This is a genomic window from Kitasatospora sp. NPDC056327, from assembly GCF_042261735.1.
Lineage (GTDB): Bacteria > Actinomycetota > Actinomycetes > Streptomycetales > Streptomycetaceae > Kitasatospora.
Genome location: NZ_JBHJRC010000087.1, coordinates 1 through 20723 on the forward strand (window position 1 = coordinate 1; position 20723 = coordinate 20723).

Annotated in this window: 15 protein-coding genes and 1 tRNA gene; 2 read left to right on the forward strand and 14 right to left on the reverse strand. The window is 74.3% G+C overall.

The window, feature by feature from the left end; translation table 11 throughout:
- Nucleotides 1–65: 65 nt before the first annotated feature.
- From galE to ACFCX4_RS15285, 7 genes are all read right to left on the reverse strand, one after another.
- On the reverse strand, nt 66–1028 hold the full coding sequence (gene galE / locus ACFCX4_RS15255) for a UDP-glucose 4-epimerase GalE (RefSeq protein ID WP_376142472.1): 963 nt from the start codon (nt 1026–1028) through the stop codon (nt 66–68).
- 194 nt (nt 1029–1222) lie between these two features.
- On the reverse strand, nt 1223–1891 hold the full coding sequence (locus tag ACFCX4_RS15260; protein ID WP_376142474.1) for a LuxR C-terminal-related transcriptional regulator: 669 nt from the start codon (nt 1889–1891) through the stop codon (nt 1223–1225).
- A gap of 224 nt (nt 1892–2115) precedes the next feature.
- Nucleotides 2116–2188, reverse strand: a tRNA-Thr gene (locus ACFCX4_RS15265).
- Nucleotides 2189–2254: 66 nt separating this feature from the next.
- Nucleotides 2255–3589 carry an MFS transporter gene (locus ACFCX4_RS15270; protein ID WP_376142476.1) on the reverse strand — a complete coding sequence of 445 codons (1335 nt, stop codon included), beginning with the start codon at nt 3587–3589 and terminating at the stop codon, nt 2255–2257.
- Nucleotides 3590–3692: 103 nt separating this feature from the next.
- The gene (mycP, locus tag ACFCX4_RS15275; protein ID WP_376142478.1) at nt 3693–4979 is read right to left on the reverse strand and encodes a type VII secretion-associated serine protease mycosin; all 1287 of its coding nucleotides are present in this window, start codon (nt 4977–4979) and stop codon (nt 3693–3695) included.
- Nucleotides 4980–5079: 100 nt separating this feature from the next.
- A complete protein-coding gene (locus ACFCX4_RS15280) occupies nt 5080–6735 on the reverse strand; it encodes a hypothetical protein (protein WP_376142480.1) in 1656 nt (551 codons plus the stop codon).
- 43 nt (nt 6736–6778) lie between these two features.
- Nucleotides 6779–7318 carry a hypothetical protein gene (locus ACFCX4_RS15285; protein ID WP_376142482.1) on the reverse strand — a complete coding sequence of 180 codons (540 nt, stop codon included), beginning with the start codon at nt 7316–7318 and terminating at the stop codon, nt 6779–6781.
- A gap of 442 nt (nt 7319–7760) precedes the next feature.
- On the opposite strand from ACFCX4_RS15285, the gene ACFCX4_RS15290 reads away from it, so the two are divergent.
- Nucleotides 7761–9911, forward strand: a complete 2151-nt coding sequence (locus ACFCX4_RS15290) for an FUSC family protein (protein WP_376142484.1) — start codon at nt 7761–7763, stop codon at nt 9909–9911.
- 89 nt (nt 9912–10000) lie between these two features.
- Here the strand turns inward: ACFCX4_RS15290 and ACFCX4_RS15295 are convergent, their stop codons facing one another.
- The 7 genes from ACFCX4_RS15295 to rsmI form a co-directional block, all read right to left on the reverse strand.
- The gene (locus tag ACFCX4_RS15295) at nt 10001–11848 is read right to left on the reverse strand and encodes an ABC-F family ATP-binding cassette domain-containing protein (RefSeq protein WP_376142486.1); all 1848 of its coding nucleotides are present in this window, start codon (nt 11846–11848) and stop codon (nt 10001–10003) included.
- A 236-nt stretch (nt 11849–12084) separates the two neighbouring features.
- On the reverse strand, nt 12085–13020 hold the full coding sequence (locus ACFCX4_RS15300; protein WP_376142488.1) for a 4-(cytidine 5'-diphospho)-2-C-methyl-D-erythritol kinase: 936 nt from the start codon (nt 13018–13020) through the stop codon (nt 12085–12087).
- 11 nt (nt 13021–13031) lie between these two features.
- Entirely contained in the window at nt 13032–13928 is an 897-nt protein-coding gene (gene rsmA / locus ACFCX4_RS15305) for a 16S rRNA (adenine(1518)-N(6)/adenine(1519)-N(6))-dimethyltransferase RsmA (RefSeq protein WP_376142490.1), read from the reverse strand.
- Between the two features lie 262 nt (nt 13929–14190).
- Complete coding sequence (locus ACFCX4_RS15310) at nt 14191–15069, reverse strand: TatD family hydrolase (protein WP_376142492.1); 879 nt, start codon at nt 15067–15069, stop codon at nt 14191–14193.
- A 236-nt stretch (nt 15070–15305) separates the two neighbouring features.
- On the reverse strand, nt 15306–16925 hold the full coding sequence (metG, locus tag ACFCX4_RS15315) for a methionine--tRNA ligase (protein WP_376142494.1): 1620 nt from the start codon (nt 16923–16925) through the stop codon (nt 15306–15308).
- Nucleotides 16926–17039: 114 nt separating this feature from the next.
- A complete protein-coding gene (locus tag ACFCX4_RS15320) occupies nt 17040–17492 on the reverse strand; it encodes a hypothetical protein (RefSeq protein WP_376142496.1) in 453 nt (150 codons plus the stop codon).
- 287 nt (nt 17493–17779) lie between these two features.
- Nucleotides 17780–18640, reverse strand: a complete 861-nt coding sequence (gene rsmI / locus ACFCX4_RS15325; RefSeq protein WP_376142498.1) for a 16S rRNA (cytidine(1402)-2'-O)-methyltransferase — start codon at nt 18638–18640, stop codon at nt 17780–17782.
- A 106-nt stretch (nt 18641–18746) separates the two neighbouring features.
- Between rsmI and ACFCX4_RS15330 the strand changes: the two genes are divergently transcribed.
- On the forward strand, nt 18747–20675 hold the full coding sequence (locus ACFCX4_RS15330) for a dolichyl-phosphate-mannose--protein mannosyltransferase (RefSeq protein WP_376142500.1): 1929 nt from the start codon (nt 18747–18749) through the stop codon (nt 20673–20675).
- Nucleotides 20676–20723 lie beyond the last annotated feature (48 nt).

Sequence of the window (20723 nt, forward strand, 5' to 3'; positions counted from 1 at the left end):
GCCCCCGGCCGTGCGGGGGCGGCGCTCCGTCCGGAGGACCGGACCGGTCCCGCGGGCGCCGGGGCCTACAGGCCGTTCTTCTCCAGGGTGAACTTCCAGGCGTCGGCGACGATGTCGTCCAGGTTCGGGCGGCGCGGGGTCCAGCCGAGCTCCTGGTGGGCGCGCTCGGCGGAGGCCACCAGCACGGCCGGGTCGCCGGCGCGACGGCCGGAGACCACCACCGGGATCTCCCGGCCGGTCACGCGCTTGACCGACTCGATCACCTCGCGGACCGAGAAGCCGCTGCCGTTGCCCAGGTTGCAGATCAGGTGCTCGCCCGGCTTGGCGGCGTCCAGCGCCAGCAGGTGCGCGTCGGCCAGGTCCGCGACGTGGATGTAGTCGCGGATGCAGGTGCCGTCCGTGGTCGGGTAGTCGTCGCCGTACACCGCGATGTGCTCGCGCTGCCCGAGCGCGGCCTGGAACACCAGCGGGATCAGGTGCGACTCGGGGTCGTGCCGCTCGCCGTACGCGCCGTACGCGCCCGCCACGTTGAAGTAGCGCAGCGAGACGGCGGCCAGCCCGTGGGCGACGGCCTCGCTGGTGATCAGGTGGTCCACGGCCAGCTTGGTGGCGCCGTAGGTGTTGGTCGGCGCGGTGCGGGCCGTCTCGGCGATCGGCACGGACTCCGGCTCGCCGTAGGTGGCCGCGGTCGAGGAGAACACCAGCTTGCGCACCCCCGCCGCGCGCATCGCGCCGATCAGCTCCAGCGAGCCGGCGACGTTGTTCCGCCAGTACTTCTCCGGGTCCACGACGGACTCGCCGACCTGCGAGGAGGCGGCGAAGTGCAGCACACCGTCGAACGAACCGTCCAGGACCTCGCCCGCCTCCTGGATCCGGCCCTCGACGAACTCGGCACCGGCCGGCACGCCCTCGCGGAAACCGGTCGAGAGGTCGTCCAGGACGGTCACCTGGTGTCCCGCCTCCAGCAGGTGGGCGGCGACCACGCTGCCGACATAGCCGGCGCCACCCGTGACCAGGTACTTACTCATGATGCGACCTCCAGCGGGCGATGGACCGCGCCGTCGCGGACCATCGGGGACGTACGTACGACTGCGGCCTATTCTCCCTGGCCGCGGAGGGTGCTCCGGACCATCCGGGAGGCCGTCCTCCCCGACCGTTCCGCCCGGTTCGCCCCGCTTGCGCCCGCCCGTCCACCTGTCGGCACCCCGCGTCCACCCGTCCGTCAGCCGCGCGCCATCCGCTCCAGCAGACCGGTGCGGGCCGCCACCGCCGCCGCCTCCAGCCGGGTCCGCGCGCCCAGCTTCATCAGCACCCGCTGGACGTGCGTACGGGCCGTGCTCGCCGCGATCCGCATCCCCGCCGCGATCGCCGCGGTGTCCTCGCCGTCCGCGATCCGCGCCAGCACCTGGACCTCCCGTCGGGTCAGCAGCCGCAGCAGCCGGACCGCCTCGTCGTCCGGCTCGGCCGCCGGCCTCAGCAGCTGGTCGAACGCGCCCCGCAGCACCTCCACGGCGACCGCCGCCTCGCCCGCCCGGGCCCGGGCGATCGCCCGCTCGACCACCTCGATCCGCTCGTCGCTCGGCACGTAGCCGGCCGCGCCCGAGGCGAACGCCCCTGCCACCCCGCGCAGTTCACCGACCGGACCGAGCACGATGACGGCCACCTCCGGCCGCTCCCGGCGGATCCGGCGCAGCCCGTCGAAGGCCCCGGGATCGGACGGCGCCGACACCCCCAGCAAACAGACCTCCGGCCGCCGGCCGACCACCAGATCGGCCGCGGCCGCGGCCGGCGAGCCCACCGCGAGCACCCGGTGACCGCGCAACTGGAGCGCGGTGGCCAGCGCCTCGGCCAGCAGCCGGTGGTCGTCCACCACGACGAGGCGAACACCCATGAGACCCCTCCAGGTCGGCGTCCCGCCCGCTGCCCCGCCCGGCTGGGGAAGGCGGCCGATGACGCACCATCAGAGCGCATTCCGTACCCGACCTGCCAGACCGTCTCACCGCGCCGTCTCACCAGGGGAACGCCCCCGGCCCGCCGTCCCGCCGGTCATGCAGCGCCGCCGGTCGCGCGGGCACAACGAAAAGGACCCCCGCCTGATGGCGGAGGTCCTGACCGAGCCCCCATGCGGAATCGAACCGCAGACCTTCTCCTTACCATGGAGACGCTCTACCGACTGAGCTATAGGGGCCTGTTCCCTGTTCTCGCTTCCCGGCTCCGCTTTGCGCGCCACCCGTCCGCTCGAACAAGGAAGACATTACACGGCCGGGGGGCCGATTGGGAAATCGGTCCCGGCCGCCCGGCCGCGCAGCCCACCGGCCCGCGCGAGGTCCGTTCCGGCGGTCTCCGGCAGCATCCGCAGGCAGAACAGGGCCACCACTCCCCACCCCGCCAGGTACCAGCCGACCGGCTCCGCCGTGCCGTACGCCTCGGTCAGCCTGGTCGCGATCAGCGGCGTGGTCGCACCGCCCACCACACCGCCCAGGTTGTACGTCAGCGCGGCCCCCGTGTAGCGCACCCGGGTCGGGAACAGCTCGGGCAGGAACGCCGCCAACGGCCCCAGCAGGCACCCCAGCACCACCATCGCCCCCGCCAGCGCGACGAACATCAGCCCCCGCCGCTCCGTCTCCAGCAACGGGAACAGCACCAGGCCCCACGCCACCGCCAGCCCCGTCGCCCCCTGCAGCGTCCGCCTGCGCCCCCACCCGTCACTGCGCCGCGCGCTCAGCCACACCGTCACGGCCTTGCCCACCGCCCCGGCCAGCAGCATCGACAGCACCACCGTGCTCGGCACCCCGAGCCCGGTCGTCGCGTACGCCAGCGCGTACGTGGTGGTCAGGTAGAACAGCGCGTACCCCACCGTGATCGCGCCGCAGCCCGCCAGCACCGTCCGCCAGTGCCCGCGCAGCACCTCCACCACCGGCGCCCGCTCGGCGCCCGTCCGCTCCACGCCCCGGAACAGCGGCGTCTCCTCCAGCCGCAGCCGCACGAACAGCCCCACCCCCACCAGCAGCAGCGACGCCAGGAACGGCACCCGCCAGCCCCAGGAGCGGAACGCCGCCTCGTCCAGCCGGAGTTGCAGCGCCAGGAACACCCCGTTCGCCAGCACGAACCCCGTCGTCGGCCCCAGCTGCAGATACGCCCCGTACCTCCCCCGCCGCCCGGCCGGCGCGTTCTCCGCCACCAGCAGCGCCGCCCCGCCCCACTCCCCGCCCAGCCCGACCCCCTGACAGACCCGCAGCACCACCAGCACCACCGGCGCCCACCACCCCCACGCCGCGAACCCCGGCAGCACCCCCACCGCCGCCGTCGACACCCCCATCAGCAGCAGCGACACCACCAGCGTGGCCCTGCGCCCCAGCCGGTCCCCGAAGTGCCCGAACAGCACCGCCCCCAGCGGCCGCGCCAGGAACGCCACCGCGTACACCGAGAACGCCGCCAACAGCGCTCCCACCGTGCCCAGTTCGGGAAAGAACACCTCACCGAAGACGAGCGCCGCCGCCGTCCCGTAGATGAAGAAGTCGTAGAACTCGATCGCCGTGCCGATCAACGCCGCCGCAGCGGCCCGCCGCATCTGCCCCGTCGCACCCATGCCCCCACCCTGGCGACCCCCACCCCCACCCCGACAGCACCCACCCGAGTGACACCCGCGCCCCGCCCCACCCCCACGCCCCCCACCCCCGACACACCACCCCCTACCCCTGCCGCCTCCTCACCACGACCACCGCGACCCCACCCACCAGCACCAGCACCACCACCACGGCCACCACGACGGGCAGGGTGCCCCCCGAGTCTCCGGCGTCGCCGGCGGCCGGGCCCTGCTGAGGCACCGGAGCGGCGGACGCGGCAGCCGAAGCCGAAGCCGAAGCCGACGAGGACGGGACAGTCGGCGAAGACGGCGAGGGAGCGGTGGAGGTGGTCGGTACAGGCTGGGCGACCGGCTGCTCCTGGATCGGATACACATCCGCCGGCCCCGGATCCCCCGGCTCCGTCAGCGCCACCCGCGGCCGGACGATGCCGTACCCGATGGAGTCGTTGCGTTGCGCACCACCGTCCGCCTGGCCGGCCGTGTTGATCAGCACCCTCGCTACCTGGTTGTTGGTCCAGTCGGGATGCAGCGCCCACACCAGGGCAGCCGAGGCCGAAACGAGCGCTGTCGCGTCCGACGTGCCGTGCCCCTTGCAGTAGCCGGACGATGCCGTGCAGGCACTGTAGATCTCCACCCCCGGAGCGGCGAGATCCACTTGAGGTCCTCGTTCCGACTCCGCGGTGACCGTTCCGTTCCGGTCGACCGCGCCGACCCCGATCACCAGCGGAATCGCCCCGGGATACTCGACCGGATTCCCGCTCTGCGCCGAGTTCCCGACACTGGCGACAACCAGTGAGCCCTTGCCGTTCGCCCGCGCCACCGCGGCCTTCAGTGACTCAACGTCGGCAGCGGTCGCTTCTCCCGCGACGCTTCCCTGCGAGATACTGATGACCTTGGCGCCCTGCTCGGCCGCAAAGGTGATGGCCTGGCTGATCTGCCCGAGGAACTCCGACGCATTCACCGTCGTGCCCGTGTTCGCGTTGTTCTTGACCTTCACCGGTAGGACTTTGACCGAAGGCGCGAGCCCATAGGCACCCTGACCGCCCAGTCCCTTGCCCGTCCCGGCGATGACCGAGGCCATCTGGGTGCCGTGGCCGCTCTTGTCCTCCTCGATGCCACCCGGCAGTCCGCTGAGATCCTTCCCCGGGAGGAACTGTCCCGCCAGGTCGGGGTGGTTCAGCTGGAAGCCGCTGTCGATCACCGCGACGACAATGCCCTGCCCTCTGCTGGTTCTCCACATCTCGGACACCTTCATGGTGTCCAGATGCCACTGCTGCTCACGGATCGAGTCGGCTGCGGCGGCAGGCCCCACGGCCGGCCCCGCCACCAGCCCGGCCGCCAGAACCGTCGCGGCGAACCCCCGCCCGCTCACACGTACGTTCGTCCGCCGCATCGCTGCTCCCTCGTCACTTTCCCCGTCGCGCAGGGGCCTCACCCCGCGCAGGACTGCCCGGCCACCGGGTTCGCCCCAGTGGCCGGGCAGTCGTTCCGCACTACTCAATCACGCCCGGATTGCTCTTCGGAGTACCGCTGGTCCAGGTCTCCTCGTCCTCGTGCAGGTAGTCGGCACGCTTGCGGCGATCACGGTCTCGCCGCTCCCCCGCGCCGCCCGTCATGCCCGGGCCGCCCATCATTCCGTTCTGGCCCGGCCGCATCGCGCCCTCGGCAGCCGCCGCACCGGCCGCGGCCGCCCGGCTGCGCAGGCCACTGCCGCCCGGGGTGAACTCCCCGCCCGCGACCGGCCCCTTGGCCCCACCGACCACACCGCCACCGGTCGAGCTGTACCCCCGGCCGCGCGAGCCGCCGGCCTGGCCACCGCCACCCGGGTGCAGACCACCACCCGGAGCGCCGAAGCCGCCCGTGCCGCCGGGCCCGCCGGCACGGCCCTGGGCCGCCTCGCGGGCGCCGAAGACCGTCCCGCCGTTGGACGCCCCCGGGACAGCGCTCCTCGATGGCGGGTTCCCGCCGACGAAGGGACCGGTCCGGTTCACGGGAACGGGGCCCCCGCCGCCCTTCAACGGCACGGTTCCCCCGGTGAACGGTCCGGTGCCGCCGAGCGGCACGGGCCCGCCGCCGGGGAAGGGAGCCGGGCCTCCACCCGGAGTACCCGGCTGCCCGGGACCGCCGCCCTGGGGGTACGGCGACACGGGCCCGCCGTCGGCGGGCCCCACCGGGCCGGTCTGCCCGGGCAGAGCCGGGACCGTCGGCAGACTGTCCAGCCCGGTGCTCGGACGGTCCCCGGGGATCCCAGGAGCCGGAGTCACCGCGCCGGGCGCACCCGGGTCGCTCGGCAGCGGCACCGACCCGCCGCGCGGCGGGATCGGCGTGCCGTGCCCAGGAGTCCCCGGCGTCTGCGGCGCAGACACCGGCGGACGCGGCGTCACGGAGCCTCCACCCCCGCCGGTCCCCCCACCGCCGGCCACGTTGTAACCACCACCGCTGTAGCCACCGCGCGAACTGCCCGACCTTCCACCCGATCCGGTGCTGCCACCGCCGCCGCCACCGACCGAGACCTCCTCGGCTCCGCTGTGCGTCTCGGCACCCGCCTGGCCGGGCAGTTCGGGCAGCTTCAACCCGTTGAGCCTCGTCGTGGCGGCCTCGTAGGCCTGCGCCAGCTTCTCCATCTGGTGGATGGCTTCCTGGTGAGCGGTGTCCACCCTCTTCTGGGCCGCGGAGGCCTCGATGGTGGAGACCCAGGTGGGGTCCTCCTTCTTCATGATCCAGTCAGTACTGACGGACGGGCTGCCGATGCCGGCGATGCTCAGCGGCGAGGGCTTGATGCACGGCTGTTCCGCGTGCCGCTTCACCGTGTCGATGTCCTTGGCCGGCACCTCCGGCACACCGGTCTTGGCCGTGCTCAGCGCCTCACCGGCCTGAACCATCGCATCGCCGGCGCCCTTCGAGTACTCACTGATCATGGACGCCGACCTGTGCAGGTTGCCGGCCCAGGTCTTGAAGTTCTCGGCGGCAGGCCCCTCCCACTGGATCTGGCCGACGTGGGCGGCCAGCGCCCGGCTGAGGTCGTCCAGTACTCGCCCGGCATCCTTGAGCTGGTTGCCGCGACTGGTCACCTTCGTCGGGTCACTGCCGACGATCATCGACTTGAGCTGGGGATGGGCGATCGCCTCGAAGTTCGTTCCACCTGCCATTAGCTGCTCCCCGTCCCGACGAAGCGAACACGCAAACCGGTCATCAGTACTTCCCCGTCACTGGCGCCGGCCCGTTCGGCCCGGCGGCCGGGGTGTAGGTGTCCGCGTTCTTCGCGACCGCCTTGACCGCCGCCGTCTGGTGCTCCTCGTTGCTGCCGTAGCTGCCCGCGGTCTGCGCGACCGCCTGGCCCATCCTGTCGATCTGCTCCGCGAACGCCTTCGACAGCTGCGCGATGGCCGCGTGCGTCCTGTCGTACGCGGCCATCAGATCCACGGACTCGTGGAAGCCGGTGCCGAGGTTCCCCGCACTCAGCTTCTGTTCCTTGATCTTGTGCTGCGCGGCCTCCGAGCCCTCCAGTGAGGCCAGGAGCGCGTCGACCTTCTTCTTGAAGGCGGTCAGCGTGTCCAGCTCGATCTTGACGTCCTTGGAGCCGAACGCCGCCACCAGCGCGGTGGCACTGACGTCGACCTGGACCTGGCCGACCACCCGGCCGATCCAACTGTTGTCGAGCGTCCACGGCTTCACCTCGCCGTTGGGGCCTTCCGCCCAGCCCGCGCCACCCGGTCCAGCCTCGCCTGGCACAGCAATCCACCTCTCCCCCGTACGCGGCGCGCTCCGCAGGGTCGCCGCGCCGCGACACACCGTCAACTGCTCGGTCCTACAGCCTGTTCGCGCGGGAAGGACACGTCCGGGGTGTGGGCCCCTGCCTGTCCGCCCGGCGAAACCGTCCGTCCCTCGGGACGAACGGCGCCTCGGTCATCGTAGCCACCGCCTCCGTCGAACCGGCAGGGACCGTGGCCCGCCCGTATGCGATCGGTACGAACCTGACACGTGCCACCCGGCGGAGCGCCCGCCCGGACCGTGCGGGGGCCACCGGTAGACTGGCCCGGTCCGGCACGCCCGGACGCGACCTCATCTGCCGCGCAACGTCGCACAGCAGCGACCCTGGCCGCCCCGGTCCGGTACCGCCCCCGCTCGGGGGCCCGTCCCCGGGTCCGGCCCCGCCGCGGATCGGATGCTCCACGTGAACCCCAACCCTCCCGCCGGTGTGTCCTGGTGGGCCCGGGCGGCGCGGCCGGCCCGGCCGCCGCTGCCGTGGGCGCCGATGGCGCGGGCCGCGCTCGGGATGGCGCTGGCGCTGGCCGCCGGTGTGCTGGCGCACCGGGTGGACCTCGGGGTGTTCGCCGGACTCGGCGCGATGCACGCCACCATGAACGACCGCGTCGAGCCGGGCCGGCTGCGGGCCCGGCGGATCGCCACCGCGGTGTCCGCCTCGGCGCTGGGCATGCTGATCGGGAGTTCCCTCCAGCACCTCGGCGCGGGCGCGCTCACGCTGGGCGCCGCGCTCACCGTGACCGCCTTCGTCTCCGGCGCGCTGAGCGCGACCGGGCCGCGCGGTTCGGCGGCCGGCCTGCTGCTGCTCGTCTCGGCCACGCTCGGCAGTGGCATGCCGCTGCCGCACCCGTGGTGGGCGGCGGCGCCGATGATGCCGGCGGGCGCCGCGCTGGTGCTCCTCCTCGGCCTCCCGCTGCGCGGCCGCCGGACGGCCCGCGCCGATCCCGGCGTCCGGGCGCTCGCCGCCGCGTACGACGCGCTCGGCCGGATGCTCGCCGACCTCGGGACGCCGCGCGGCGCGGCGTCCCGCCAGGTGCTGACCGCCCGTCTGAACCAGCTCCAGGACGTCCTGCCGCCACCGCACCACCGGCGCGGCCCGCACCGGAACGGGAACCCGGCCCCGGCCCCGGACCGGGTCCACCAGATGTACCGCGCCGCGCTGGCCGCGACCGAGGCGGCCACCGGACTGCTCTGGGCCTGGCGGCCCGTGCCGCCGGGGGTGGCCGCCGTCCCCGGTCTGCTGGCCCGGGCGGTGGAGCGCGGCGGCGGTGAGGTGATGGTGCCCGACTGGGCGCCGGACACGCCGTCCCGGCAGGCCCTGGACGCGGCGCTGCGCGCGGCCGCCGGGACGGTGGCGGGCCGGGCGGCCGTGCTCGGAACGGCGCCGGCCCCGCCGCCGGACCCCTGGCGGCTGCGGGTGCGGCTGGTCTCGCCGGGCGCGGCCCGGTACGGGGCGCGGCTCGCGCTGTGCGTCGCGGTCGGCGCGGTGGTGACGGCCGCCCTGCCGCTCAGCAGGAGCTACTGGGTGCCGATGACGATCGCCTTCGTCCTGAAGCCGGACCTCGGGTCGGTGTTCCTGCGCGCGGTGAGCCGTTCGGTCGGCACGGTGCTGGGGGTGGCGGTGACGGCGGCCGTGCTGGCGCCGGCCGGCGGACCCTGGGCGCTGGTGGCGATCGCCGCGCTGTGCGTGGCCCTGCTGCCGTACGCGACGGCGGCCCACTACGGGCTGAACACCGTGGTGATGACGCCGATGGCACTGGTGCTGCTGGAACTGGGCGGCCAGGACGGCGCGGCCGAGTTCTGGCCACGGGTGCTGGACACCGCGCTGGCGAGCGCGATCGTGCTGGTGTTCGGCTACCTGCTGTGGCCGGAGCGTCCGCGGCACCGGATCGAACCGCGACTGGTGACGGCGACGACCGCGCTCAAGGCCTACCTGTCCTCGGTCGCCCGGCCGCAGGAAGCCCCCCGCCCCGGAGGACCCGACCGAACAGCCGGCCCCGATCGCACCGGCCCCGACCGCACCGCACCCGACCGCACCGCACCCGCCGGAACCGGGCCCCACCCCGACCAGCCGCCCCACCCCCACCAGCCGCCGCAGCCACGACCGCAGTCGCAGCCGCACGCCGAGGTCTGGCTGCGCCGCACCGCCTACCGCGCCCTCGCCGACGCCCGCGCCGAGGTGGAGCAGGGCCTCGCCGAGCCGCCCCCGACCGGCAGGCTGGCCGCCGAGTGGCTGCCGGCGACGGCCGCCCTGGAGCGGCTGAGCGGCGCGGTGGCGGCCTTCGCGGCGCAGCGCCGGTACGGCGGGCGGGTGCCGGACCGGGCCGAGGTGGACCGGATCGGCCGGGCGCTGGACGAGCTGACGGCCGCCGCCCGCGCGCACCGTCCGCCGACCCGCGCGACGGCCCGCCCGACCCGGCCGCACGATCCTGCACGCAGCGCGCTGGGCCGTGCGGCGGACGAGCTGGACGCGCTCCTCGCCACCACTCCCGGCGGCCCGGACAGCCCCGGCCCCCACAGCGCGCCCGCCGTCCCCACCGCCCCCGGCGAAGGCTCCTGAGGCAGCGGGCACGTGAGTCCTGCTCGGGCGGATCAGTCCTGCTCGGGCGGATCAGACCTGCTCGGGCGGATCAGACCTGCTCGGGCGGATCAGACCTGCTCGGCCAGCTCCAGCCAGCTCATCTCCAGCTCCTCCTTCTCGTCCCGGACCGCCCGCAGCTGACCGTCCAGCTCCGCGACCTTGGAGAAGTCGGCTGCGTGCTCGGCGAGTTGGGCGTGCAGCTTGGACTCCTTCTCGTCCAGCTTGGCGATCTGCCGCTCCAGCTTCTGCAGCTCCTTCTTCGCCGCCCGCAGGTCCCCGCCGGACAGCGCGGACGCCCCGGCCTCCCCGCCGGCCGCAGTGGCGGTCCCGCCCGGAGCCGCTGCACCGGCAGCGGCGGCAGCGGCTGCCGCCACGGCGGCGGCCATCGCGGCCCGTCGCTCCAGGTACTCGTCGACGCCGTTCGGCAGCATCCGCATCCGCCGGTCGCCGAGCAGCGCGTACGTCACGTCGGTGGTCCGCTCGATGAAGAAGCGGTCGTGGCTGATGACGACCATCGAGCCGGGCCAGCCGTCGAGCAGGTCCTCCAGCTGGTTGAGCGTCTCGATGTCGAGGTCGTTGGTGGGCTCGTCGAGGAACAGCACGTTGGGCTCGTCCATCAGCAGCCGGAGCAGCTGGAGCCGGCGCCGCTCGCCGCCGGAGAGGTCGCCGACCGGCGTCCACTGCTTGTCCTTGCCGAAGCCGAACTGCTCGCAGAGCTGACCGGCGCTCATCTCCCGGCCCTTGCCGAGGTCGACCCGGGAGCGGACCTGCTCGACGGCCTGGAGGACCCGGATGGCCGGGTCGAGCTCGGCGATCTCCTGGGAGAGGTACGCCAGCCGCACCGTCTTGCCGACCTTGACGACGCCGGACGTGGGCTGGACGTCGCCCTCCGAGGTGTACGCGTCGCGCATCGCGCGCAGCAGCGAGGTCTTGCCGGCGCCGTTGACGCCGAGCAGGCCGATCCGGTCGCCCGGGCCGAGCTGCCAGTCGAGGTTCTCCAGCAGCAGCTTCGGGCCGGCCTTGACCGTCACGCCCTCCAGGTCGAACACCGTCCGCCCGAGGCGCGCGTTGGCGAACTTCATCAGCTCGCTCCTGTCGCGCGGCTCCGGGACGTCCGCGATCAGCGCGTTGGCGGCCTCGATCCGGTAGCGCGGCTTGGAGGTGCGGGCGGGGGCGCCGCGGCGCAGCCAGGCGAGCTCCTTGCGGGCGAGGTTCTGCCGCTTCTGCTCCTCGACGGCCTCGATCCGGGAGCGCTCGGCGCGCGCGAAGACGTAGTCGGAGTAGCCGCCCTCGTACTCGTGGACGGAGCCGTTCTGGACGTCCCACATCCGGGTGCAGACCTGGTCGAGGAACCACCGGTCGTGGGTGACGCAGACGAGCGCGGAGCGGCGGGCCTGGAGGTGCCGGGCGAGCCACGCGATGCCCTCGACGTCGAGGTGGTTGGTGGGCTCGTCGAGGACGATGAGGTCCGGCGAGCCGAGCAGCAGCTTGGCGAGGGCGATCCGGCGGCGCTCGCCACCGGAGAGCGGGCCGATGACGGTGTCCAGGCCGTCGGGGAAGCCGGGCAGGTCGAGGCCGCCGAAGAGGCCCTCGACGATGTCGCGGATGCGGGCGTCGCCGAGCCACTCGTGGTCGGCGCGGTCGGCGATGACCTCGTGCCTGATGGTGGCCGCGGGGTCCAGCGAGTCGTGCTGGGTGAGGACGGCCAGCTGCAGGCCGCCGGACCAGGTGATCCGGCCGCTGTCGACCTCCTCCAGCTTGGCGAGCATCCGGATCAGGGTGGTCTTGCCGTCGCCGTTGCGTCCGACGACGCCGATCCGGTCCCCCTCGCTGACGCCGAGGCTGACCCCGTCCAGAAGGGCCCGGGTGCCGTACACCTTCGTGACGGACTCGATGGTGGCGAGGTTGACGGCCACGTGTGCTGCGCTCCTGGGTTCGACGGGGGTCCTGGCTCGGGCGGAGCCCGGATCCTCCCCAGCCTAGTGCGCCCGTCGCGGGTCCCCGCGCCGTCGGCCGGACGGCCCCCGCCCTCCGGCGGCTTCCGGTTCCCCGCCTCGCCGGTTCCCCCGGGCCCCGGCCCCGAGGCTGCCGACGCCGCAGCCCCCGACCAGCCGGCCGGCCGACCAGCCAGCCGACCCCAGCCGACCGGCCGCTACCGCCCGGCCACCACCGCCGCGCCCGGCACCGGCCCGTGCGTGACGTGCGCGGCCCGGCAGCTGCCGGAGGCCCGCAGGGCGGCCGCGACGGCCTCCGCGGCGTCCGCGTCCTTGGCCAGGAACGCGCAGGTCGGCCCGGAGCCGGAGACCAGGGCGCCGATCGCCCCGGCCTCGGTGCCGGCCCGCAGGGTGTCGGCGAGCGCCGGACGCAGCGAGAGGGCGGCCGGCTGCAGGTCGTTGGTGAGCGCGCCGGCCAGGGCGACGGCGTCGCCCGCGGCGAGGGCGGCGAGCAGTGCGGGGTCGGCGTCGGGGGTGGGCACCTCGGCCTCGCCGGAGCCGGTGCCGTCCTCCTCGCGGAGACGGTCGCACTCCCGGAAGACGGCGGGCGTGGACAGGCCGCCGTCGGCGACCGCGAAGACCCAGTGGTGGCTGCCGGAGACCGGCAGCGGCGTCAGGATCTCGCCCCGGCCACGGCCCAGGGCGACACCGCCGACCAGGGCGAACGGCACGTCGGAGCCGAGTTCGGCGGCGAGTTCCAGCAGCACCCCGGAGGGGGTGTCCAGCTCCCACAGCGCGTCGCAGGCGACCAGCGCCGCGGCGCCGTCGGCGCTGCCGCCGGCCATGCCCCCGGCGACCGGGATGGCCTTGTCGATGTGCAGGTGGACGTCGGGCTCCGCGAGGCCGTGCCGGGCGGCGAGCAGCCGGGCGGCGCGGGCGGCGAGGTTGCTGCCGTCCAGCGGGACCGCCTCGGCGTCCGGTCCGGTGCAGCTGAGCGTGACGCCCGTGCCGGGACCGCCCGGCGTCGCCGTCACCTCGTCGCCGAGGGCGACCGCGAAGAAGACGTTGGCGAGGTCGTGGAAGCCGTCGGCGCGCAGGCCGCCGACTCCGAGCTGGACGTTGACCTTGGCGGGCACGCGGACCGTGACGCTCACTGTGAGGACCCCTACTGCGGCTTGTGCTCGGCGATGGCGGCGAACTGTTCGACGGTGAGCATCTCACCGCGCAGCCTGTGGTCGATCCCCGCGCCGGCGAGCGCCTGCTCGGCCGCGGCGGCGGAGCCCGCCCAGCCGGCCAGCGCGGCCCGCAGGGTCTTGCGGCGCTGGGCGAACGCGGCGTCGACGACCGCGAACACCTCCTCCCGGCGCGCGGTGGTCCGCGGCGGGTCGCGGCGGACCAGCGAGACCAGCCCGGAGTCGACGTTGGGCGCGGGCCAGAACACGTTCCGCCCGATCGCCCCGGCCCGCTTCACCTCGGCGTACCAGTTGGCCTTGACCGACGGGACGCCGTAGACCTTGTTGCCCGGCTTGGCGGCGAGCCGGTCGGCGACCTCGCTCTGCACCATCACCAGGGTGCGCTCGATGCTGGGGAAGGTGGCGAGCATGTGCAGCAGCACCGGCACGGCCACGTTGTACGGCAGGTTGGCGACCAGCGCGGTCGGCGCCGGCCCGGGCAGCTCGGTGACCAGCATGGCGTCGCTGAGGACCAGGTCGAACGCCCCGGCGCGGCCGGGCATCCGGGCGGCGACGGTGTCCGGCAGGTGCCGCGCCAGCACCGGGTCGATCTCCACGGCCGTGACGTGCCGGGCGGTCTCCAGCAGCGCGAGCGTCAGCGACCCGAGTCCGGGGCCGACCTCGACCACCGCGTCCTCCCCGGTCACCTCCGCGGCCCGGACGATCCGCCGCACGGTGTTGCCGTCGATGACGAAGTTCTGCCCGCGCTGCTTGGTCGGCTTCACGCCGAACGCGTCCGCCAGCGCCCGGATGTCCGCGCCGCCGAGCAAGGGGGTCCCCCCGGCCGAAGGCTGGGGGCGGCTGTCAGGGGTGGGGTCGGTGGTGCTCACCCGCCAAGGATACGGGCGCGCCGGGCCCGGACGGCTCGGCGGCCGCCGCGAGGCCGGTCTCCGCGGCGCGGGGCGCGCGAAGGTACGCGGCACGGCCCTCGTGCTGCGCACCGGGCGGGTGGCCGCCCTTCGCCCCGTGCCCCGTGCCCCTCGTCCCGTGCCCCTCGTCCCGCCGGAACCGGTGGACGGCCGCCGGGTCGCCGCCGCCCCGCCCGGCCCCACTCCGCCGGCCCCACTCCGCCGGCCCCGGCCGGCCCTGCGATCAGTACCCGAACGCCCGCGCCGTGTTGGCCGCGATCGCGCCGGCGAGCCCGTCCTCGGAGAGCCCCAGGGTCTCGGCCATCGAGCGCACGGTGACCGGGACGAGGTACGGGGCGTTCGGGCGGCCGCGGTAGGGGTGCGGGGTCAGGAAGGGGGCGTCGGTCTCGACCAGGATCCGGTCCAGCGGGGTGGCGGCCAGGGCGTCGCGCAGCGGCTGGTTGGCCTTGAAGGTGACCGGGCCGGCGAAGGAGAGGTACCAGCCGTGCTCGGCGCAGACCTTGGCCATCTCCGCGTCGCCCGAGTAGCAGTGGAAGACGGTCCGCTCGGGGGCGCCCTCCTCCAGCAGGACGGCGATGACGTCCTCGTGGGCGTCCCGGTCGTGGATCACCAGGGCCTTGCCGTGCCGCTTGGCCATCGCGATGTGGCGGCGGAACGACTCCTTCTGGATCTCCACGCCCTCCGGCCCGGTGCGGAAGTAGTCGAGCCCGGTCTCGCCGACGGCGCGGACCTGCGGCAGCGCGGCGAGCGCGTCGATCTCGGCCAGCGCCGCGTCCAGCGCCGCCTGCCCGCCGGGCTCCCGCCGCTGCCCGGACCAGCCGTCGGGGTCGCCGAGGAAGATCCGCGGCGCCTCGTTGGGGTGCAGGGCGACGGCGGCGTGCACCTGCTCGAAACGGGCCGCCAGCTCGGCGGCCCAGCGCGATCCCGGCACGTCGCAGCCGACCTGGACGACGGTGGTCACCCCGACCGAGGCGGCCCGGGCGAGGCCCTCCTCGGGCGTGCCGGACTGCATGTCCAGGTGGGTGTGCGAGTCGGCCACCGCGACCGCGAGCGGCGCGGGCAGCGGCGGCGGGGTGGACCGGTCGTCGTCCTTCTTCGGCATCAGTTCGTCCTTCTCCGGGAAACGGCCGGACTCCTCCGGCCTGGATCGGCCCTCACCGGGCCCGGTCGGCCCTCACCGGCCCCGCGGCGGCCGCCCGCGCCCCGGCGACGCCGACCGCGGGAGGACACCGGCAGCAGCACCGGCAGCACAGCAGCACGGCACCGGCCGCGCACCATCGACGGCGGCCGGAAGGCGGCGGCCGGAACGCACCGGCCGCCACCCGACTCCCGCCGGCCTCAGGAGGCCGGCTTCTCCTCAAGACGCGGGAACAGGATCTCGCCCTTGGTGACGGTGGCACCGGCGGGCAGCCGGCCCCACTGCCCCGCCTCGGCGACGGTCTGCGCGGCGAGCGCGCCCAGGCCCTCGGCCGCGCCCAGCGACGCCCAGAGCTTCTCGGCGGTGGCCGGCATCACGGGGTTGAGCAGCACGGCGGTGGCCCGCAGCGACTCGGCGGCGGTGTACAGGATGGTGGCCAGCCGGGCCCGGCCCCCGGCCGAGTCGTCCTTGGCGACCTTCCACGGCTCCTGCTCGGTGAGGTAGCCGTTGACCTGCTTGACGAACTCGAAGACCGCCGCGAGCCCGCCCGCGAAGTCCAGCTCCTCGCCGATCTTCCGGTCTGCGGTCGCGACCGCCGTCGCGAGGCCCGCCGCGACGGCGAGCTCCGCCTCGCCCCGCCCCGCCTCGGCCGGCAGCGCGCCGTCGAAGTACTTGCCGACCATGGCCGCCACCCGGGAGGCCAGGTTGCCGAAGTCGTTGGCCAGCTCCGAGGTGTACCGGGCGGTGAAGTCCTCCCAGGAGAACGAGCCGTCGGTGCCGAACGGGATGGCCCGCAGGAAGTAGTAGCGGTACGCGTCCACGCCGAAGTGCGAGGTCAGGTCGGTGGGCGCGATGCCGGTCAGGTTGGACTTGGACATCTTCTCGCCGCCGACCATCAGCCAGCCGTTGGCGACGACCCGCTTGGGCAGCGGCAGCCCGGCGGCCATCAGCATCGCGGGCCAGATCACCGCGTGGAAGCGCAGGATGTCCTTGCCGACGAGGTGCACCGACGCGGGCCACAGCTCGGCGAACCGCTCCGGGTCGGCGCCGTAGCCGGCCGCGGTGATGTAGTTCTGCAGCGCGTCCACCCACACGTAGAGCACGTGCTTCTCGTCCCAGGGCAGCGGGACGCCCCAGTTGAAGGTGGAGCGGGAGATGGAGAGGTCCTGGAGGCCCTGCTCGACGAAGCGCAGCACCTCGTTGCGGGCCGTCTCGGGGGCGATGAAGCCGGGGTTGCGGGCGTAGAACTCCAGCAGCTTCGGCCCGTACGCGGAGAGGCGGAAGAAGTAGTTCTCCTCCTCCAGCCACTCGACCGGCTTCTTGTGGATCGGGCAGAGCTTCTCGTCCCCGGTGGCGCCGTCGAGCAGTTCGGCGGGGAGCTTGTACTCCTCGCAGCCGACGCAGTACGGGCCGGAGTAGCCGCCCTTGTAGATCTCGCCCTTGTCGTACAGGTCCTGGACGAACTCCTGCACCCGGGCGGTGTGCCGCTCCTGCGTGGTGCGGATGAAGTCGTCGTTGGCGATCTCCAGGTGCTGCCAGAGCGGCTTCCAGGCCTCCTCGACCAGCCTGTCGCACCATTCCTGCGGGGTGACGCCGTTCGCCTCGGCGGTGCGCAGGATCTTCTGACCGTGCTCGTCGGTGCCGGTCAGGTACCAGACCTTCTCGCCGCGCTGGCGGTGCCAGCGCGTCAGCACGTCGCCCGCCACGGTGGTGTACGCGTGGCCGAGGTGGGGACGATCGTTGACGTAGTAGATCGGGGTGGTGACGTAGTACGCGGGGGTGGTGCCCCCGGTGTTGCTGTGCTCTGCAGTGGCCGCCATGGTCCGCAAGCTTAGTCGGGCCCGCGTCCGCCCCCGGCCACGCCCGTCGCGCACGGCGGGGGCCGGCCGCCCGGGAGCCACCCGGACCGCCGGCCCGCACCGCCCGTGCCGCGCTCAGCCCCGCAGCCGCGCCCAGAACCGCGCCCAGCGCCCGCCGGACGGCGCCGTCCGCACCGGCCGGGCCACCGCGCCCGCCGCCCCGGCCGGCTCGCCGTGCGCCGCGTACCCGGGGGCGTGCTGCCAGGGCTGGTCCGCGACCGCCACCCGGCCCTCGCGCATGATCCGGACGGTGTGGCCGCCGCAGCCCGGGCAGGTCGGCTTGAGCAGCGGCGACGGCACCCGGACTCCGTTGGCGTGGTACTCGAAGACGACGTGCCCGTCGCGGGCGGCGTGGTGCTCGATGTCGTACGCCTGCTCCCAGCCGTACCCGCAGCTCAGGCACGCGAAGGAGTAGGCCTCCCGGACGGTCTCGACGGGAGTGTGCGTCCGGCCGCTCGGGCCGGTGCCGCTCGGGCCGGGGTCGCTCAGGGCGTTGCCACCGCGGGGGCTACCGATCGTCTCGCTCATAGCCGTCTCCCAGCGCCCGCCGGGCGCTCGCCCGGCTGGGTCTTTCCATCCCAGGAAATGCCCGGAACGCCCCCGGCGATGCCCGTCTTGTGAAGTCTTGGAGGTGGGTTGGGAATCCCTATACGAAAGGGTGGGTCCTGTCCGGAATCCTCGACCGAAACTTCAGCTCGACGGGTGTTTACCCGGGGCCTTCTCTCCAAGGTACGCGCCCGCGGGCCCTCCGGCACCTCGCCCACGAACCGTACGTACCCGCAGCTCAGGGGCCCTGCGAAGGCGTTCCCGGCGGTTCAGCCGGCGGCGCCCGCGGCCGCGTTCTTGGCGGCCACCACCGCGTCGAACACCTCCCGTTTGGGTACCGACAGTTCGGACGCGACCGCCGCGATCGCCTCCTTGCGGCGCTCGCCGGCCTCCTCCCGGACGGCCACCAGCCGGGCCAGCTCGGCCGGGGTCAGCTCCTGCGGCGCGGCCGGCGGCGCGCCGGCCACCACGACGGTGATCTCGCCCCGGACGCCCTCGGCCGCCCAGGCCGCCAGCTCGCCGATCGGCCCGCGCCTGACCTCCTCGTAGGTCTTGGTCAGCTCGCGGCAGACCGCGGCGGGCCGCTCGGTGCCGAACGCCCCGGCCATCGCGGCCAGCGTCTCGGCGATCCGGTGCGGGGCCTCGAAGAACACCATGGTGCGCGGCTCGGCGGCGACGGCCGCCAGCTGCCGGGCCCGGTCGCCGCTCTTGCGCGGCAGGAAGCCCTCGAAGGTGAACCGGTCGACCGGCAGCCCGGACAGCGCCAGCGCGGTGAGCACCGCGGACGGCCCCGGCACCGCGGTCACCCGGACGCCGGCCGCGACCGCGGCGGCCACCAGCCGGTAGCCGGGGTCGGAGACCGACGGCATCCCGGCGTCGGTGACGAGCAGCACCCGGGCGCCGCCGAGCAGCGCCTCGACCAGCTCGGGGGTGCGCCCGACCTCGTTGCCCTCGAAGTAGGAGAGCACCCGCCCGGCCGGGGTCACCCCGAGCGCCTGGGTGAGCCGGCGCAGCCGCCGGGTGTCCTCCGCCGCGATGACGTCCGCGGCGGCCAGCTCCGTGAGCAGCCGGGGCGGGGCGTCCGCGACGTCGCCGATGGGGGTGCCTGCCAGTACGAGTACTCCTGTCACGGACCCCATCCTTCCAGCAACCGGCCGCCGGGCGCTTTTGGTGATGTTTCGGGCAGCTTCGGAGGGAGCGGTCACAGCTTCACGACGCACCCCTACCATGTGGCGGATGAACGGCGACACGGCGGCGCAGACGCCCACTGGTACAGACCACACCGCGCGGGGTGACGTCGGCGTGCCGGTCCTCGGGGACCAGCCGTCGTCGTCCGCCCTGCCCGGCCCCCGCGACCCGGACGGCGGCACGGACGCCCCCGGTGACCCCGGCGGGCCCCAGGACGGCCCCGGGGGCCCGGAGGGGCCCGCGGGCGACGCCTCGATACCCGGCCCGCCACCACCCCCGCCGCGCCCGGCCTGGCTGCGCGGCCTGGCCCGCTTCGGCTACGCGCCGGCGCCCGCCGCGACCCTGGCCGAGCGCCTGGTCCCGCCGATGCCGGACGGCCCGGGCGTCACCCCGAAGCGGGTCCCGCCCTCGCCGCTGCTGCTCCGTCTGGGCCTGTCCCTGCCGGCACCGCTGTGGTCCTGGCTGGTCCGCTGGGCCGGCTGGCTCGGCCCGCTCGCGGTGGCCCTGTTCGCGGGCGCGCTGCGGTTCAACGACCTCGGCTCGCCGAACGCGGTCATGTTCGACGAGACCTACTACGCCAAGGACGCCTACGCGCTCTGGCACGGCGGCTACGAGATCAGCTGGCCGGAGACGTCCAACGAGCAGATCATGGCGGGCGAACCGGTCCCGTACCGGCCGAACCCGTCGTACGTGGTGCATCCCCCGGTCGGCAAGTGGATCATCGGCGCCGGCATCCAGGTGTTCGGCATGAACCCCTTCGGCTGGCGGTTCGCGGTGGCCCTGCTCGGCACCCTGTCGGTGCTGATGGTGGCCCGGATCGCCCGCCGGCTGTTCCGCTCCACCCTGCTGGGCTGCGTGGCCGGCGTGCTGCTCTCCGTGGACGGCCTGCACTTCGTGATGAGCCGCTCGGCGCTGCTGGACCTCGTGGTGATGTTCTGGATCCTCGCCGCGTTCGGCTTCCTGCTGCTGGACCGCGACCGCACCAGGGCCCTGATCGCCGCCCGGCTCGCGGCGCACGGCGACGGCGGTCCGGACGCGGCCCTCGCCCGCCGGCTCAACCTCGGCTGGCGCCCGTACCGGATCGCGGCCGGCGTCTGCGTCGGCCTGACCTGCGCGACCAAGTGGAGCGGCCTGTACGTGGCGGCCGCCTTCGGTCTGCTGACGGTGCTGTGGGACGTCGGCTCGCGCCGGCTGGCCGGGGCCGAGCGCCCCTACCTGTGGACGCTGGTCCGGGACGCGGTGCCCGCCTTCGTCTCGGTCGTGGCCGTCTCGGCGGTCGTCTACATCACCTCCTGGTGGGGCTGGTTCGCCAGCAGCACCACGCCGAACCAGGGCGGCTACGGCCGTGACTGGGCGGTCGGCCGGACCACCGACTTCCCGTGGATCCCCGAGGGCCTGCGGGCGCTCTGGCACTACCACTCGACGGTCTACGACTTCCACACCCACCTGAGCGACCCGCACACCTACCAGTCGAACCCGTGGAGCTGGCTGGTGCTGGGCCGGCCGGTCTCGTTCTTCTACGAGTCCCCGAAGCAGGGGACGGCAGGCTGCACGGTGAACGAGTGCGCCCGCGAGGTGCTGGGCATCGGCACCCCGCTGCTCTGGTGGGCCGGTGTGATCGCCCTGGTCTACTGCCTGTGGCGGTGGGCCGTCCGGCGCGACTGGCGGGCCGGCGCGGTGCTCTGCGGCCTGGCCGCCGGCTACCTCCCGTGGTTCGCCTACCAGCAGCGGACGATCTTCCTCTTCTACGCGGTCTGCTTCGTGCCGTTCCTGGTGCTCGCGGTGACCATGCTGGTCGGCGCGCTGATCGGGCCCGCCACGGCGTCCCGGGACCGCCGGATCATCGGCGGGGCGGCGGCCGGCCTGGTCGTCCTGCTGATCATGTGGAACTTTCTCTTCTTCCACCCCCTGTATACGGGAGAGACGATTCCGATGGTCGACTGGCGCAAGCGGATGTGGTTCAACACCTGGATCTGACGAACCGGGACGACGGGAGCACGGAGGGTACCGGAGCGGTGCGCGACA

Coding starts and splice junctions, on each gene's coding strand:
- galE (WP_376142472.1), bottom strand. CDS start 1,028: ATGAGTAAGTACCTGGTCACGGGTGGCGCCGGCTATGTCGGCAGCGTG.
- ACFCX4_RS15260 (WP_376142474.1), bottom strand. CDS start 1,891: ATGGGTGTTCGCCTCGTCGTGGTGGACGACCACCGGCTGCTGGCCGAG.
- ACFCX4_RS15270 (WP_376142476.1), bottom strand. CDS start 3,589: ATGGGTGCGACGGGGCAGATGCGGCGGGCCGCTGCGGCGGCGTTGATC.
- mycP (WP_376142478.1), bottom strand. CDS start 4,979: ATGCGGCGGACGAACGTACGTGTGAGCGGGCGGGGGTTCGCCGCGACG.
- ACFCX4_RS15280 (WP_376142480.1), bottom strand. CDS start 6,735: ATGGCAGGTGGAACGAACTTCGAGGCGATCGCCCATCCCCAGCTCAAG.
- ACFCX4_RS15310 (WP_376142492.1), bottom strand. CDS start 15,069: ATGCCGAAGAAGGACGACGACCGGTCCACCCCGCCGCCGCTGCCCGCG.
- metG (WP_376142494.1), bottom strand. CDS start 16,925: ATGGCGGCCACTGCAGAGCACAGCAACACCGGGGGCACCACCCCCGCG.
- ACFCX4_RS15320 (WP_376142496.1), bottom strand. CDS start 17,492: ATGAGCGAGACGATCGGTAGCCCCCGCGGTGGCAACGCCCTGAGCGAC.
- ACFCX4_RS15330 (WP_376142500.1), top strand. CDS start 18,747: ATGAACGGCGACACGGCGGCGCAGACGCCCACTGGTACAGACCACACC.